Origin of the sequence: Allobosea sp. (assembly GCF_030694325.1) — a bacterium.
Taxonomy (GTDB): domain Bacteria; phylum Pseudomonadota; class Alphaproteobacteria; order Rhizobiales; family Beijerinckiaceae; genus Allobosea.
Map to the genome: position 1 here is coordinate 1 of NZ_JAUXYO010000290.1, position 14,854 is coordinate 14,854.

At 67.9% G+C, this 14,854-nt stretch carries 16 protein-coding genes; 6 read left to right on the plus strand and 10 right to left on the minus strand.

Annotation, left to right across the window (positions count from 1 at the left end; genetic code table 11):
• Window positions 1–1,145 (plus strand): NAD-binding protein (locus Q8M82_RS18725; protein ID WP_305692807.1); only part of this gene is annotated, 1,145 nt, incomplete at its 5' end.
• Here Q8M82_RS18725 and Q8M82_RS18730 read toward each other — a convergent pair.
• Window positions 1,084–2,163: a glycosyltransferase family 4 protein gene (locus Q8M82_RS18730; RefSeq protein WP_305692808.1), complete on the minus strand. Its 1,080-nt coding sequence runs from the start codon at window positions 2,161–2,163 to the stop codon at window positions 1,084–1,086. The genes Q8M82_RS18725 and Q8M82_RS18730 overlap by 62 nt on opposite strands.
• Window positions 2,163–2,987, minus strand: a complete 825-nt coding sequence (locus Q8M82_RS18735; protein ID WP_305692809.1) for a UDP-2,3-diacylglucosamine diphosphatase — start codon at window positions 2,985–2,987, stop codon at window positions 2,163–2,165. Before Q8M82_RS18735 ends, Q8M82_RS18730 begins: the two co-directional genes overlap by 1 nt.
• Before the next feature lie 124 nt (window positions 2,988–3,111).
• On the opposite strand from Q8M82_RS18735, the gene Q8M82_RS18740 reads away from it, so the two are divergent.
• The 5 genes from Q8M82_RS18740 (at window position 3,112) to Q8M82_RS18760 (ending at window position 6,860) form a co-directional block, all read left to right on the plus strand.
• A complete protein-coding gene (locus tag Q8M82_RS18740) occupies window positions 3,112–3,891 on the plus strand; it encodes an SDR family oxidoreductase (protein ID WP_305692810.1) in 780 nt (259 codons plus the stop codon).
• 282 nt (window positions 3,892–4,173) lie between these two features.
• Complete coding sequence (locus Q8M82_RS18745; protein WP_305692811.1) at window positions 4,174–5,103, plus strand: DMT family transporter; 930 nt, start codon at window positions 4,174–4,176, stop codon at window positions 5,101–5,103.
• Between the two features lie 133 nt (window positions 5,104–5,236).
• A complete protein-coding gene (locus tag Q8M82_RS18750; RefSeq protein WP_305692812.1) occupies window positions 5,237–5,857 on the plus strand; it encodes a helix-turn-helix domain-containing protein in 621 nt (206 codons plus the stop codon).
• A gap of 114 nt (window positions 5,858–5,971) precedes the next feature.
• On the plus strand, window positions 5,972–6,340 hold the full coding sequence (locus tag Q8M82_RS18755; protein ID WP_305692813.1) for an MbcA/ParS/Xre antitoxin family protein: 369 nt from the start codon (window positions 5,972–5,974) through the stop codon (window positions 6,338–6,340).
• Window positions 6,321–6,860: an RES family NAD+ phosphorylase gene (locus tag Q8M82_RS18760; RefSeq protein WP_305692814.1), complete on the plus strand. Its 540-nt coding sequence runs from the start codon at window positions 6,321–6,323 to the stop codon at window positions 6,858–6,860. The genes Q8M82_RS18755 and Q8M82_RS18760 overlap by 20 nt, the downstream gene beginning before the upstream one ends.
• Window positions 6,861–6,871: 11 nt before the next feature.
• Here Q8M82_RS18760 and Q8M82_RS18765 read toward each other — a convergent pair whose 3' ends face one another.
• The 8 genes from Q8M82_RS18765 to Q8M82_RS18800 form a co-directional block, all read right to left on the minus strand.
• Window positions 6,872–7,813 (minus strand): c-type cytochrome, encoded by a 942-nt coding sequence (locus Q8M82_RS18765; protein ID WP_305692815.1) that lies wholly within the window; start codon window positions 7,811–7,813, stop codon window positions 6,872–6,874.
• Window positions 7,814–7,953: 140 nt separating this feature from the next.
• Window positions 7,954–8,385 (minus strand): c-type cytochrome, encoded by a 432-nt coding sequence (locus Q8M82_RS18770; protein WP_305692816.1) that lies wholly within the window; start codon window positions 8,383–8,385, stop codon window positions 7,954–7,956.
• Between the two features lie 130 nt (window positions 8,386–8,515).
• Window positions 8,516–10,825, minus strand: coding sequence for a xanthine dehydrogenase family protein molybdopterin-binding subunit (locus tag Q8M82_RS18775; protein WP_305692817.1), 2,310 nt, complete (start codon window positions 10,823–10,825; stop codon window positions 8,516–8,518).
• 102 nt (window positions 10,826–10,927) lie between these two features.
• A complete protein-coding gene (locus Q8M82_RS18780; RefSeq protein WP_305692818.1) occupies window positions 10,928–11,881 on the minus strand; it encodes a YiiG family protein in 954 nt (317 codons plus the stop codon).
• Window positions 11,882–11,927: 46 nt separating this feature from the next.
• Complete coding sequence (locus Q8M82_RS18785) at window positions 11,928–12,245, minus strand: rhodanese-like domain-containing protein (protein WP_305692819.1); 318 nt, start codon at window positions 12,243–12,245, stop codon at window positions 11,928–11,930.
• 18 nt (window positions 12,246–12,263) lie between these two features.
• Window positions 12,264–13,583 (minus strand): TRAP transporter large permease, encoded by a 1,320-nt coding sequence (locus tag Q8M82_RS18790; RefSeq protein ID WP_305692820.1) that lies wholly within the window; start codon window positions 13,581–13,583, stop codon window positions 12,264–12,266.
• On the minus strand, window positions 13,580–14,035 hold the full coding sequence (locus Q8M82_RS18795; protein WP_305692821.1) for a TRAP transporter small permease: 456 nt from the start codon (window positions 14,033–14,035) through the stop codon (window positions 13,580–13,582). Before Q8M82_RS18795 ends, Q8M82_RS18790 begins: the two co-directional genes overlap by 4 nt.
• A 56-nt stretch (window positions 14,036–14,091) precedes the next feature.
• Window positions 14,092–14,854, minus strand: a 763-nt coding sequence (locus tag Q8M82_RS18800) for a TRAP transporter substrate-binding protein (protein WP_305692822.1), incomplete at its 5' end; no start/stop codon positions are given.

Sequence of the window (14,854 nt, forward strand, 5' to 3'; positions counted from 1 at the left end):
GCGGGCGGGCGCTGCGGCCGCTGTTTCGCCTCGTCGCCTCGACCGATTCCTCCGAGAGTTTCATGGCGGCGACGCTGCTGATCGCGCTCGGCACCGGCATGATCGCCGCGGCCGCCGGTCTCTCCATGGGGCTCGGCGCCTTCATCGCCGGTCTGCTGCTCGCCGAAACCGAATACCGCCGCGCCATCGAGGTCACGATCGAGCCGTTCAAATCGCTGCTGATCGGCGTCTTCTTCCTAACCGTCGGAATGGGCGTGAACCCGGCCGAGATCGCCGCCCGACCTTTCGCCATCCTCGGCATCGCAGTGGGCCTCTTCGCCGCGAAATCGCTGCTCGTCTTCGGCCTCGCCCGCATGCTGCGCCTGTCGAAGGCCACGGCCCTCGAAACCGCGATCATGCTGGGGCCGGGCGGGGAATTCGCCTTCGTGCTGCTCAACGGCGCGGTCGCGGCGAAGCTACTGGATCAGGCCCCCGCGAGCCTGGTTCTCGCCGGGGTCTCGCTGACCATGATCGCCCTGCCGCTGCTCGCGCGCCTCGCCCGCAGCCTGGCCCGCACCCTCGCCGTTCCCGTGGTGCTGCCGGAGGAGGCCCTGATCCTGCCGCCCGACGACCATTCGGCGCGCGCCATCGTCGTCGGCGGTGGGCGCGTCGGCCAGCTCGTCGGCAGCATGCTGGAGGAGCACGGCAAGCCTTATATCGTGATCGATTCCGACCCGGCCCTGATCTCAGCGCAGCGACGCGCCGGGCGGCCGGCCTTCTATGGCGACGCCAGCCGGGGGGATTTCCTGCGCCTCTGCGGCATCGAGGAGGCCACCGCGCTGATCGTCACCATCGACAACGCCCGCGCGGTCGACGCGATCGTGACGGCGGCGCGCGAACTCAGCCCGGACCTCGTCATCGTCGCGCGCGCCCGCGACGCCGATCACGCCCGCCATCTCTACAAGATCGGCGTCAACGACGCCGTGCCGGAGACGATCGAAGCCAGCCTTCAGCTCTCGGAGGCAGCCCTCGTCGGGCTCGGCGTGCCGATGGGTCTCGTGATCGCCTCGATCCACGAGCGAAGGGACGGGTTTCGCACACTGCTCAAGCCGTCAGACGGTGCGGCTCCCGGCCTTCCACGGCACGCACGTTCGCGAAGGCTGTAGCGTCCGGAGCGGCCTGGGGCCGCGCGACGCGCCTGATATGGCCATAGAACTGGGCCGCGCTCACCTGCCAGCTGTGGTGTCCGGCGAGGTCGAGGGAGGTCTCGCGCGGAATGCGCAGCGCCTGCAGCGCGGCTGCGCGCAGATCCTCGTGCAGCACCGCCGCGCCGCTGCCGGCGAAGACGTCGCGCGGTCCCTGGACCGGAAAGGCCGCGACGGGGAGGCCGCTCGCCGCGGCCTCCAGCAGCACGATGCCGAAGGTGTCGGTGAGACTTGGAAACACGAAGACGTCGGAGGAGGCGTAGATCGCGGCCAGATCATCGCCCTCCCGGGTGCCCAGGAAAGTCGCATCTGGATAGGCGCGCTGCAGATCGGCCCGCGCCGGCCCGTCGCCGACCACGACCTTGCTGCCCGGCAGCCGCAGCGACAGGAAGGCGTCGAGATTCTTCTCGACCGCGACCCGCCCGACGCTGAGGAAGATCGGGCGCGGCAGGTCGAGCACGCTCAGCGGCCGGGGATGGAACAGCGACAGGTCGACGCCGCGCCCCCAGCGCACGATGTTGCCGAAGCCGTTCTGGCGCAGCTCGGACTCGACGGTGGCGGTCGAGACCATCACGGCCGCCGCCGGCCCATGGAAGCGGCGCAGGAAGCCATAGCTCCAGCTCTCCGGGATCGGCCAACGTGCCGCGACATATTGCGGGAAGCGGGTGTGGTAGCTCGTCGTGAAGACGCGCTTCTGGGCGAGGCAGACCGCCCGGGCGAGCCAGCCGATCGGTCCCTCGGTCGCGATATGGATGTGGTCGGGCGCGAAATCGGCGATGCGCTCCGCGACGGCCCGCTGCGTCGCCAGTGCGATGCGGATGTCGGGATAGCTCGGCAGGCCGATCTGGCGAAAGCCCTCCGGCGTCAGCATCCGCGCCGTCACGCCGAAATCGGGCGCGGCCTCCGCCATCCGCTCCAGCGAGCGCACCACGCCGTTGATCTGCGGGCGCCAGGCGTCCGTCGCGATCATGACGCGCATCAGGCCGCCTCGACCAAGGCCGGAACCGCATGCGCAGGGACGACGACCGGGACGGCGGCCTGCCCCTTCAGGCGCCCCTGCGGCCAGCGGATCATCTCGAAGCGCCCGTCGTGATGCTCGACCACCGCCGTGCAGCTTTCGACCCAGTCGCCCGTGTTGATGTAGGTCAGCCCCTCGATCTCGCGGAAGGCGGCGTGGTGGATATGCCCGCAGACCACGCCGTCGGCCTGGTGCCGGCGCGCCTCGGCGGCGAGGCAGACCTCGAACTCGCCGATATAGTTGACCGCGTTCTTGACCTTGTTCTTGGCCCAGGCGGATAGCGACCAGTGCGGAAGATTCAACACCCGGCGCACCCGGTTGACCACCGCATTGGAGGCCAGAGCGAGGGTGTAGGCCCAGTCCCCAAGCAGGGCGAGCCATTTGGCGTTGCGCACCACGAGGTCGAACAGATCGCCATGGATGACGAGCAGGCGCTTGCCGTCGGCGGTCTCGTGGATGACCTCGTCGACCAGCGTGATGCCGCCGAACTGCAGCCCGGTGAAGTCGCGCAGGAAGCCGTCATGGTTGCCCGTGACGTAAGTCAGCTTGGAGCCCTTGCGGACCTTGCGCAGGAGCTTCTGGATGACGTCGTTATGCGACTGCGGGAAATACCAGCCGCTCTTCAGCCGCCAGCCGTCGATGATGTCGCCGACCAGATAAATCTGAGGCGCGTCATAGGCGCGCAGGAATTCCAGGACGAGGTCGGCCTGCGCCCCGCGGGTGCCCAGGTGGAGATCCGAGATGAAGATGCTGCGAACCTGCTTCGCGTCGTCCTCGTCGCCCATGCCACCCGGCCCATCCTGTTGCGATGCGTCCGGCATGTGTCTGATTTGCGTTGCGCTTTGATGACGGGCCCGCCGATCCGTGATCTGTCTGCCGCTCGATGAGAGAAACCTCCGGAGGAATGCGATGGATCTGGGAATTTCAGGCCGCACGGCCATTATCTGTGCCTCCAGCAAAGGGCTCGGCCGCGGCTGCGCGCAGGCGCTGGCCGAGGCCGGCTGCACCGTCGTCATCAATGGACGCGACGGCTCGACGCTGGAGGCGACGGCGAGCCAGATCCGCTCCAGCACCGGCGCGACGGTGATTCCCGTCGTCGCCGACGTCTCGGCCCGCGCCGGGCAGGACGCCCTGCTCGCCGCCGCCCCCGAACCCGACATCCTGGTGAACAACAATGGCGGCCCTCCGCCGAAACCGTTTCGCGATGTGTCGCGCGAGGCGCTGCTCGAAGGCGTCGTCCAGAACATGGCGACGCCGCTCGAACTGATGCAGCGGGTGGTGGACGGCATGATCGCCCGGCGCTTCGGCCGCATCGTCAACATCACCTCGGCGAGCGTTCTGACACCGCTGCCGGGGCTCGACGTCTCCTCGGCGGCCCGCGCCGGGCTGACCGCATTTCTCTCCGGCGTGGCGCGCGAGGTCGCCCATGCCAATGTCACGATCAACAATATCCTGCCCGGCATGTTCGATACCGACCGGCTGAAGGGCGGGTTGACCAAGATGGCCGCGATGAAGGGTGTCAGCGTCGAGGAGATGGCGCAGGCGCGCCGCGCCGACGTGCCTGCCGGGCGCTTCGGCGACGCCGACGAGTTCGGCCGGCTCTGCGCCTTCCTCGCCAGCGCCCATGCCGGCTACATTACCGGCCAGAACATCCTGATCGACGGCGGGGCGTTCCGGGGAAGCTTCTGAGCGGGCTTCAAGCCTCAGCCCTCATCCTGAGGAGCCGCGCAGCGGCGTCTCGAAGGATGCTCAGATGCATCCGGAGCCTGCTGAACCTTCGAGACGCGCTCCTGCGGAGCGCTCCTCAGGATGAGGGCTGAGGCGAACCCTGGCGGCGGGGCGGGAACACCCGCCCTCCCGCCAACAGCCTGACGGGGTTGCAGGCTCGGTGCTTTGAGGCGCGGACTGGACGTGGTCTAAATAGCGCTCTCGCGGCGCGCCGCCATCTGCTCCTCCCACCGCTGCGGTCCCTTGTCTCCTCTCCTCGGCATCAGCCTGAAACTGCTCTCGGCGCTGGCCTTCACGCTGATGTCGGCCGCCATCAAGCACATGTCGTCGCGCTACCCGACCGGGGAACTCGTCTTCTTCCGCTCCTTCTTCGCGCTGATTCCGCTGCTGATCTGGCTCGCCTGGCGCTCCGAACTGCCCGGCGCGCTGAAGACCCGCAATCTGCGCGGCCATCTCAAGCGCGGCGTCATCGGCTCGACCGGCATGTTCTGCGGCTTTGCCGCGCTGCAGTTCCTGCCGCTCTCGGATGCGGTCGCGCTCGGCTATGCGGCGCCGCTCGGCGTCGTCGTGCTGGCGGCGCTGGTGCTGAAGGAGCGCGTGCGGATCTATCGCTGGAGCGCGGTCACCGTCGGCTTCGTCGGGGTGCTGATCATGCTCTCGCCGCATCTCTCCGGCGGCGCGCTGTCGAAGGGGCTGCAGGCCGGCCCGGCGCTGGGCGCGGCGCTCGGCCTGGCCGGCGCCTTCTGCTCGGCCTTCGCCTCGATCGAGGTGCGTCTGCTGACAAAGACGGAAAGCACCGGCGCGATCGTCTTCTATTTCATGCTGCTGACCAGCGCGCTCGGCCTGATCACGCTCGCCTTCGGCTGGCGCATGCCGGATCTCACCGAGGCCGCCATGCTGGTGGCGATCGGCGTCCTCGGGGGCTTCGGCCAGATCCTGCTCGTCCAGGCCTACCGCTTCGGCGACGCCTCGCTGATCGCGCCTTTCGAGTACTCGACGATGATCTGGGCCGTGCTGATCGGCTGGTTCGTCTTCGGGGAATGGCCGGTCTGGACCATCCTGGTCGGCGCGACCATCGTCATTGCGTCAGGAATCTACGTCATCCTGCGCGAGCAGCGGCTCGGCCTGCTCAAGCGCGAGCAGCGCGAAATCGGCTCGACGCGCCCGACCTGAGCGGATGCGCCGAGGACCGCTCGACACGGCCCATCCGGCTTGCCCCACGCCCCCGCAAGGGGCATTGTCCGGCCAGACAAACATTTTCGTTCGATCGTGCAAACGATCCGACAGACAAGGCAGGCCGGTCCTCATGGGTATCGAGACGAAAGAGCGTGGCGGACGCGAGTTCGAATCCGGGGCTCACGTCATCTCGGGGCAGCTCGGCAAGACGATCCAGCGCCTGCGCAAGGCCTATAACTTCTCGCTGTCGGAACTGGCCGAACAATCCGGCGTCGCCAAGTCGATCATCAGCCAGATCGAGCGCAACGAGACCAACCCGACGCTGGCGACGATCTGGCGCCTGTCCCAGGCGCTCGACATCTCGATCGAGCGGGTGCTCTCCAGCGGCGAGGAAGAGCCCTTCATCGAGAAGACGGCGCGGGCCGACACCCCGATCCTGGTCTCCGAGGACGGCAAACTGAAGCTCGCCATCGTCGGCTGGATCAAGACCGTCGAATGGCTGCAATGGTATGACGTGCAGTCGGAGCCCGGCGGCGAACTCGATTCCGAAGGCCATCAGCGCGGCTCGATCGAGTCGCTCTCGGTCACCTCCGGCGAGTTCGAGGTCGAGGTCGGCGACATCGTCCAGCGCGCGAAGGCGGGTGAGACGCTGCGCTATCGCTGCGACCGGCGCCACATCGTCCGCTGCGTCGGCAGCGAGCCGGGCACCGCGATGATGGTCTGCATCCTCAAGGCGGCGGTGATGGAGTAGTGCGGGCTCCATGGCGGCGATCATCTAACCCAGCCCAGCAGGCCTCATCTTGTCGTTGTCCTGTTGTAAGCGCATATTGATCACCATCTGATCAAACGCTGCAGGAATTGCGACATGACTGCTGCATTGGAGCTGACGGCAACGAGCTTTCGCGAGGCAGGCCAGCCCTATCTCTCGGCACGCCGCGTGTCGGAAAAGCTGGGCCTGCCCCTGACGGACCTCGCCGCGATGGTCGGGGTCGCGCGCACCACGCTCACGGCGAAATCGGGCCAGCGCAAGGTGGATGCCGCCTTGAGTCCGCTGGTGAGGATCATCGCCATGGCCGCCGAGATGGCGGGGGACGAGGGGCGCGCCGCGATCTGGTTCAAGCACCAGCCTCTTCCGGGATGGGGCGGCAAGACTGCGCTCGATCTCGTGCGCGAAGGCCGCAGCGCCCTCGTTCTCGACTATCTCGAATCGGTCCGTGCAGGTGTCTATTCCTGAGCCCAACGCGGCGACGGACTGGATTTTGTGGCGGGCCTATGTCCCCCGCTGGTCCTATCTGCCGCTCTCGGGAGACGGAGCCGCCCGCTATGGCGGCCGCTGGAACCAGATCGGCCAGCCATGCCTCTACGCCGCATGCGAGATGTCGACCGCTTGGGCAGAATACAACCAAGGCCTGACCCAGCACCCGGCGCTGATTGCGCTCCTTCAGGTGAGCGGTGCCCGCCTTTTCGACCTGACCGAACCGGATAACCTCGCGGCCATCGGCCTGAGCGCGTCGGTCCATGAGACCGCCTGGCGCCTTGAGAGCGCGGCTGGCCGGGTTCCCCCCACTCATCGGCTCGCCGCGCAGCTCCAGGCCGCAAAGTGGGACGGAGTCGTCTATCCCTCCTTCATGTCGCCGGGCGGGCGCTGCGTCGCGCTTTGGCAGTGGAACGAGGCGGACGCTCCGCGGGTGGAGGTGGTGGATCCGGAGCGAAGGCTCCCGCGGACACCCGATTCATGGCCCTCGCGCCGATAACGTCTCCGGCGTCACCCGCCCGTCTTCACCGGACGCGGCGGGCCCTGCACCGCCGGCAGCGACTTCAGATACTCCGCCATCGCCTGGCGGTCGGCCTCGGGCAGTTGCGCCGTGTTGCGCACCACCGCCGCCATCGTGCCGCCGACGCTGTCGAACTCCGGCGTGAAACCGCTCTTCAGCAGTTCGGCGATCTCGCTTTTCGACCATTTGCCGAGCGCGTCGGGCGCCTGGGTGATGTTGGGCACGAACCCGCGGCCTTCCGGATCGGGCCCGCCGGCAAAGCGGGTCGCCTGGACGATGGCGCCGAGCGCGTTGCGGTTGGAATGGCACTCGGCGCAATGGCCCGGCCCGTTCACCAGATAGGCGCCGCGGTTCCACTCCTCGCTCTTCGACGGGTCGGACTGGAACGCCGCGCCCTCGAAAAACAAGAGCTTCCAGCCGCCGACGATGCGGCGGATGTTGAAGGGGAACGGCAGCTCATGCGCCGGCGCGCGGCCCTCGACCGGGGCGAGCGTGCGGATATAGGCAAAGAGATCCGCCAGCGCCTTGGGCGGCATCAGCCGGTAGGAGGTATAAGGGAAGGACGGATAGTAGTGCTGGCCCTGCGGCGAGACGCCGGCCGCCATCGCGTCGACGAAATCCTGCACGCCCCAATTGCCGATGCCGTCCCGGGTATGGGGCGAGATATTGGGCGCATGGAAGGTCCCGAACGGCGATTCCAGCGCCAGCCCGCCGCCGAGCCTCAGCTTGTCGTCCTGGTTCGGCGTGGCGTGGCAGGAAGCGCAGCCGCCGGCCGCGAACAGGATGCGCCCGTTCTCGAGGTCGGGCGCGCCCAGCGTGCCGATCTCGGGCGACGGCGAGACCACGCGCGGGTCGGTGAGCAGGTAGAAGCCGCCCAGTCCCACCGCCGCCAGCAGCACGAGCGTGACCAGCAGACGGCGAAGGCGCAGCATCTTGAAGCTCCATGGCAAACGACAAACCCGCACCGCAGCATACGCTGCGGCGCGAGCATGTCAGCACAACGTGCCGGAAGCCGGAAGGCTCCATCGGTCGGCCCGACGCGGCGGTCGGCCGACCGCCGCCGGGACCGGCGTCACTTCTTGATGCGGTAGACCTCGTGGCAGCTGCCGCAGTTCCTGGTCGCGTTGCCGAAGGCGGTGCGGAAGGCGGCGACGTCGGCTGCCGTGCCGATGGCGGCGGCATCGGTCTCGAACTTCACGAAGGCGGCCTTGAACCCGGCCTGGTCCTCCCAGATCTTCGGGGCCGCGGTGGTCTCGCCGCCGGTCTTGCTGTTGTCGGGATAGAGGCCCGGCATCTTCTTGGCGGTATCGACATAAACCTTGGCGATGGCCTGGGCCTTCGCCGCTTCGAACGGAGCCTCGCCCTTGGCGATCGCCGCGCCGTCGCGGGTGGCCGCACCGACGGCCTTCATCGCATTGCGGCGTTCGGTGATCGGGTCGGACTGGGCGAGGACGGCGGTCACGCCCAGTCCCAGAACGGCGGCGACAGCAATGGTGCGGATCATGGTGCTTCCCTGGAGGCTTCGGCCGCCGGGATGGCGCCGATTGGAACTGTTCCAGATCAGCCGATCCCGGTCTCGCCGCCAAGTGCCATTCGCGTGAGCAGTCTTGCGCCGACGCAAGGCTGCCCTTGCGTCAGAGCCGATATCCCGCCTCCTTCAGGGCGTTGAAGACCTTCAGCGGCGTCGCCGGCATGTCGATGGCCTTAATGCCCGCGGCGCGGTCGAGCGCGTCGACCATCGCGTTCATCACCGCCGGGCAGGCACCGATCGCGCCGGCCTCGCCCGCCCCCTTCACGCCGAGCGCATTCGTGACGCAGCGGACATTGCGCGTCTCGAAATGGAAGTTCGGAATGTCGATGGCGCGCGGCAGCGCATAGTCCATGAAGGTTGCGGTGAGCATCTGGCCTGAAGGATCGAAGCGGATCTCCTCCATCAGAGCCTGGCCGATGCCCTGCGCCGCGCCGCCATGAACCTGGCCCTGCAGCATGGTGGGATTCAGCGTCATGCCGAAATCGTCGACGACCACGTAGTTGACGATCTCGGTGCCGCCCGTCTGCGGGTCGATCTCCAGCTCGCAGACATGCGTCCCGTTCGGATAGGTCGCCTCCGGCGGCTGCCAACTCTGGTGGACGCGCAGCTTCTCCACGGTCGCGCCGGGCAGCGCCGCGATGGCGGCGAGGTCGAGCGCCTTGTCGGTGCCGACGACACGCACCGCCCCATCGACGATCTCGAGATCGCCGATGCCGGCCTCGAGCTTCTCGGAGGCGAGTTGCTTGAGGTTGTCCGAAAGGATCGAGGTCGCCTTGTCGAGGGCCGCACCGCCGACGGGGATCGAGCGCGAACCGCCGGTGCCCGACCCGGTCTCGACCTTGTCGGTGTCGCCCTGGATGACGCGAATGCGGTCCATCGGGATGTCGAGATGCTGCGAGACGAGCTGCGAATAGGCCGTCTCATGCCCCTGCCCGTTCGACTGCGTGCCGATCAGCACGGTGACCATGCCGTCCTTCTCGAGGATGACCGTCGAGCTCTCGGGGCCGCCGCCGCCGCAGGCCTCGATATAGCTGGCCATGCCGATGCCGCGAATCTTGCCGGCCTTGTTGGCCGCCCTGAGCCGGGTCTTGAAGCCCTTCCAGTCCGCCACCTCCATGGCGCGGCGCATATGGCCCTCGAACTCGCCGGAATCATAGACCGGTCCGGTCTGCGTCTTGTGCGGCATCTCGCTCGGCTTGACGAAGTTGAGCGCGCGCACGGCATCAGGCGTCTTGCCCGTCTCGCGGGCAATGGCGTCGACCAGCCGCTCGATCAGATAGGCGGCCTCGGGTCGCCCTGCGCCGCGATACGCGTCGACCGCCATGGTGTTGGTCAGGATGCCGCGGAAGCGCACATGCACGGCGGGAATGCTGTAGCAGCCCGGCGTCATCGTCGTGCCGACCCAGGGGATGAAGGGCCCATATTGCGAAAGATAGGCGCCCATCTCGGCCGCCAGATCGACCTTGAGGCCGATGAACTTGCCGCGCTTGTCGAGCGCCATCGTCGCGGTGGCGAGATTGGCCCGGCCATGGGTGTCGGCGAGGAAATGCTCGGTGCGGTCGGCGACCCAGCGCACCGGGCGCTTCAGCGTCTCCGCCGCGACCATGGTCAGCGGGTATTCGCGATACATGAAGATCTTGGTGCCGAAGCCGCCGCCGACATCGGGCGTCACCACGCGGATGCGCGACGGATCGACCTTGAGAATGCTCTTGGCGAGGATGTCGCGCGTGCCGTGGCTGCCCTGGCTGCCGAGCGTCAGCGTCCAGCGCTTGGTCGCCTTGTCGTATTCGGCGATGCAGGCGCGCGTCTCCATATAGTTGGAGGCGAGGCGGTTGTTGACGATGGTGACGGCGACCGTGCGGTCGGCCTTGGCGAAGGCGGCATCGGTCTTCGCCTTGTCGCCCTGCTCGGCCTCGAAGGCGACATTGCCCGGCCGGTCGGGCCAGATCTGCGGCGCCTTGGGATCGAGCGCCTCCTCGATACCGGTGACGGAGGGCAGCGTCGTCCACTCGATGTCGATCGCCTCGGCGGCGTCGCGGGCCTGGTCGAGCGTCTCGGCGACGATGAAGGCGACCGCCTCGCCGACATGGCGGACCGTGTCGGTCGGCAGCACCGGCACCGGCAGCGGCGTCACCGGCTCGCCCGAGATCGTCTTGATCAGCCCCTTGCAGGGCAGGTCGCCGAGATGGGCGACGTCCTCGCCGGTCAGGATGAGCTTCACGCCCTTCATCCGCCGCGCCGTCTCCTTGTCGCGAATGGTGAAGCGGGCATGGGCGTATTGCGAGCGCAGGACGAAGCCGTGCAGCGCGCCCTCGACGGCGGTGTCGTCCGTGTAACGTCCTGCCCCCGTGGTCAGGCGCTGGTCCTCGACGCGGCGGACCGGCTGTCCGAATCCGAATTTCATGGGGCGCATGGTCGAAAGTCCCTCAGATTGGTCGAATGAAACACTGAAATAGAAACCGGCCGCCGTCAGCCCCGCGCGATCGCGCGTGGGGATGCATGCAGCGCATCACGGTCACCGCGGCAGCCGCACCGCGGTCTCCGACAGGCTGACCATCATGTTATAGCTGTTGACGATCCAGTTGGCGTCGTTGGCGGCGCCGCGGCGGACATCGCCCCTGCTCTTGGCGAGCTTGTCGGAGAAATCGCGCAGCTTGCCGAGCCAGGACCCGGCCTGGCTGTCGATCATCAGCGACGCGGCGGGGTTCTTGTCCTTGAACGCGTCGAGCTCGCGGATCGCCGCCGCATAATCGGCGACCGCGGCCTGGAACGCCTTGACCTCGACGATCGGCTTCTCGTTGCTCGGCATCAGGTCCATCACGGCCCGCGCATTGATCATGACGTTGCGGATCTGCCAGCGGGCGGAGCGTCCCTCGCGTTGCTCCACCGAGGCGAGTTCGCGCTGGTCGAGCCCCTTCTTGTAATCACGCATCAGCGCGTCCAGCCGGGCGCGCTCGGCCAGAAAGCTCTGCGCCGCCGGCACCATCAGGCCATGCAGCTTCTGCCCCTCGGCGAGGTTGTCGTCGCGATAATCCTTGCGGTCGTAATAGCGCTCGGCCCGCGTGATCAGCGGCGCCAGTTCCTGATAGGCCTTGATGTAGTCCGTTACGGCGGCGTCGATCGCCGGTAGCTTCGGCTCCCGCGTCAGCGCCTCCTCCGCCTTCCGGATTTCCCCGGTGACGTCGTAGAGGCTGTAGAGGCCGTAGCCGATATAGCGCTCCTTGCCGGTCGGGCCCTTCTTCAGGTCGACCCAGCTGTCATAGCGCTCCCAGGACTGGATCGCCCGCAGCGTCCGGTTCATCAGCGCCGTGTAGGCGTTCGACTTGGCGATCGCGGCCTGGAGCTCGGCATCGGCAGGCGCTGCCGCGCGCACGGGCGGAACTCCCGGGGCCTGGGCCGCGGACTGGCCGGACCCGGCGGCGAGAAGGGCGGCACAGAGCAGGCCGCGGAGACCGTTTCGGATCATCATGCGTCAGCTTTCGTCATGGTCGCCGCGCCGGACCGAGCGCTGCAGCTCAGCCCTGCTCCACAGGCTCGCCCCGCATCGCCCAATCCTTGAATCCCCCCAGATAGTGGCTGTCGACATCGAGCCCGGCCGATTGCGCGAATTCCAGCGCCCGCAGCGAACGGACGCCGGCGGCGCAGGACAGGACCAGCCGCTTGCCCGGTTCGTTGGGCAGGTCGGCGGGATCGAAGCGCGAGAGCGGCCGCGAGACCGAACCCGGAATATGCCCGGCCGCGAACTCATGCGGCTCGCGCACATCGACGATCAGGATGGAGCCGTCGGCGAGGCCGGCCTTGATGTCGTCGATGTCGAGATCGTTCACGGTCACGGGCAGGCTCCGGCGCGGTCACTCCAGCAACTTCACCAGATAGAGGCTGAGCGCGGGAAATGCCACCACGATGCCCAGCCGCACGACATCCGCAGCGACGAAGGGCAGCACGCCGCGGTAGATCCGCGTCACGGCTACGTCGCGCGCCAGCGAGGCGACGACGAAGACGTTGAGGCCGATCGGCGGACAGGTCATGCCGATGCCGACGACGATCAGCACGAGGATGCCGAACCAGATCGCGACATCGTCAGCCGGCATGCCGAAATCGAGCGCCGTCACGATCGGGAAGAACACCGGCAGGGTCAGCAGGATCATCGCCAGCTCGTCCATCACCCCGCCGAGCACGATGTAGAACAGCAGCAGCCCGATGAGCACCGTGTAGGGAGCCCAGCCAGAGGCGGCGATCATCTCCGCCGCCGCCGTCGGCACCTGCGTCAGCGCCAGGAAGGCGTTGAAGACCTCCGCGCCGAGCAGGATCGCGAAGATCATCGCCGAGGTTTCCGCCGTCTGCAGGATCGCCTGCCGCACGGCGGCGGGCGTCAGGGTGCGACGCACGAGGCCGATGACCAGCATGACGAAGGCGCCGACCGAGGCGCCCTCCGTCGGCGTGAACACGCCGCCATAGATGCCGCCGACGACGATGATCGCGACCAGGAGCGCCGGAATCACGCCGAGCAGCGGCCGCACCCGGTCGGCCCAGGCCACGCGCGGCTGCGCCGGGCCCCAGTCCGGATGGCGCCGCGTCATCAGGGCGATCGTCACGCAGTAGAAGGCAGCGGCCAGCAGGCCCGGGATCAGCGCCGCCTTGAACAGCTTGGCGATGTTCTGCTCGGTCGAGATCGCATAGACCACGAGGATGACCGAGGGCGGTATCAGGATGCCGAGCGTGCCGCCGACCGCGATCACCCCGCAGGAGAAGCCGGGATCGTAGCGGTAGCGCCGCAGCTCCGGCAGCGCCGCGCGCGAGAAGGTCGCGGTCGTCGCCACCGCCGAGCCGCAGATCGCACCGAAGCCGGTGCAGGCGCCGATCACCGCCATGCCCAGCCCTCCGCGGCGGTGGCCGACGACGGCCGACGCCGCCTTGAACAAGTCGCCCGCCAGCCCCGAGCGCTCGGCGAATGCGCCCATCAGCACGAAGAGTGGGATCACCGACAGCGTGTAGTTGGCGAAGATCTGGTAGGGCGTGGTGCGGATATAGTTCAGGAACGGGTCGAGCCCGTTGAGCTGGATGTAGCCGACGCCGCCGACCAGCATCATGGCGAGCCCGATCGGCAGCCGCAGCGCCATCAGCGCCAGCATCACCGCAAACCCCGTGACCGCCATCGCGAAGCCGCTCACGCCGGCGCCCTCGCGAGCCGCACCGCACTGACGATGGCACAGGCTGCGACCAGAGCCGCCAGCGCGGCGCAGAGGCCGATCGGCAGATAGCTCGGGATCTGCAGCACCATGGTGTTCTCGCCCGTCGCGAAGGCGGCGCGCGCGCCCACGGCGAGCCGCCAGGCGATCAGCATCATCACCAGCGCATAGACGAGATCCCAGCCCGCATCGATGCGGCGCTGCCAGCGGAGCGGCAGCTTCAGCGTGAAGGTGTCGACGAAGATGTTGCCGCGGCGCAGCTGGCACCAGGGCAGGAAGCAGAAGGCGGCGACCGCGGTCGCCATCTGCACCAGCTCGAAATCGCCTGGAATGCCGGCGCTGCCGACGAGGTCGGAGCGCAGCGTCACACTGATCACCACAGTGAGCGAGAGCGTGATCAGCAGCACGCCGCCGAGCAGGGCGACGCCCTGCACGACCCTCTCGAACGCCGATGGCGCAGCCTCCCCCCGACCCTGCGCCATCGTGCCGATCACGCCGCCTTGTCGTGCTTGGCGATCGCGGCCCTGGCGTCGGCGAGCAGCTTCTCGCCGTCGAGGCCCTTTTCCTTCGTCGATTTCAGCCAGGCTTCGATCACCGGCTCGGTCGTCTTGCGCCAGCGCGCGGCCTCGGCCTCCTCGATCACCGTGATCGTGTTGCCGCGCTTGCGCACCATCTCGGAGACGACGACGGCCTGCTCGTCCCAGACCTTGCCGGCCATGCCGGCGGCCGCGGCGCCGGAGTTGCGGTCGATGATCGCCTTCAGATCAGGCGCCAGCGCCTCGTACTTGGCCTTGTTCATCGCGAGAATGAAGGTCGCGACGTAAAAGGTCGGCGAGCCTGGGATCTCGGTATGGAATTTCACCAGTTCCTGCACCTTGACCGAAGGCACCACCTCCCAGGGGATGACGGCGCCGTCGATGACGCGCTGGGCCAGCGATTCCGGCACCTGCGGCACCGGCATGCCGATCGCATTGGCACCGAGCGCCTTCAGCGCCTCGCCGGCCAGCCGGGTCGGGAAACGCAGCTTGAGCCCCTTGAGGTCCTCCATCGTGCGGACCTGCTTGTTGGCATGAATCAGCCCGTGATCATGCGTCCACAGGCAGATCGGATGCACGTCCTTCAGCTCGGCGGCGAGGTTCTGCTGCGCGTAATCGGTCAGCGCCAGCGAATTCACCAGCGCCCGCTTGTTGGCGACGAAGGGCAGTTCGAAGGCTTCCAGCCCGGTGAAGCGGCCCGGCGTATAGCCCGGCAGC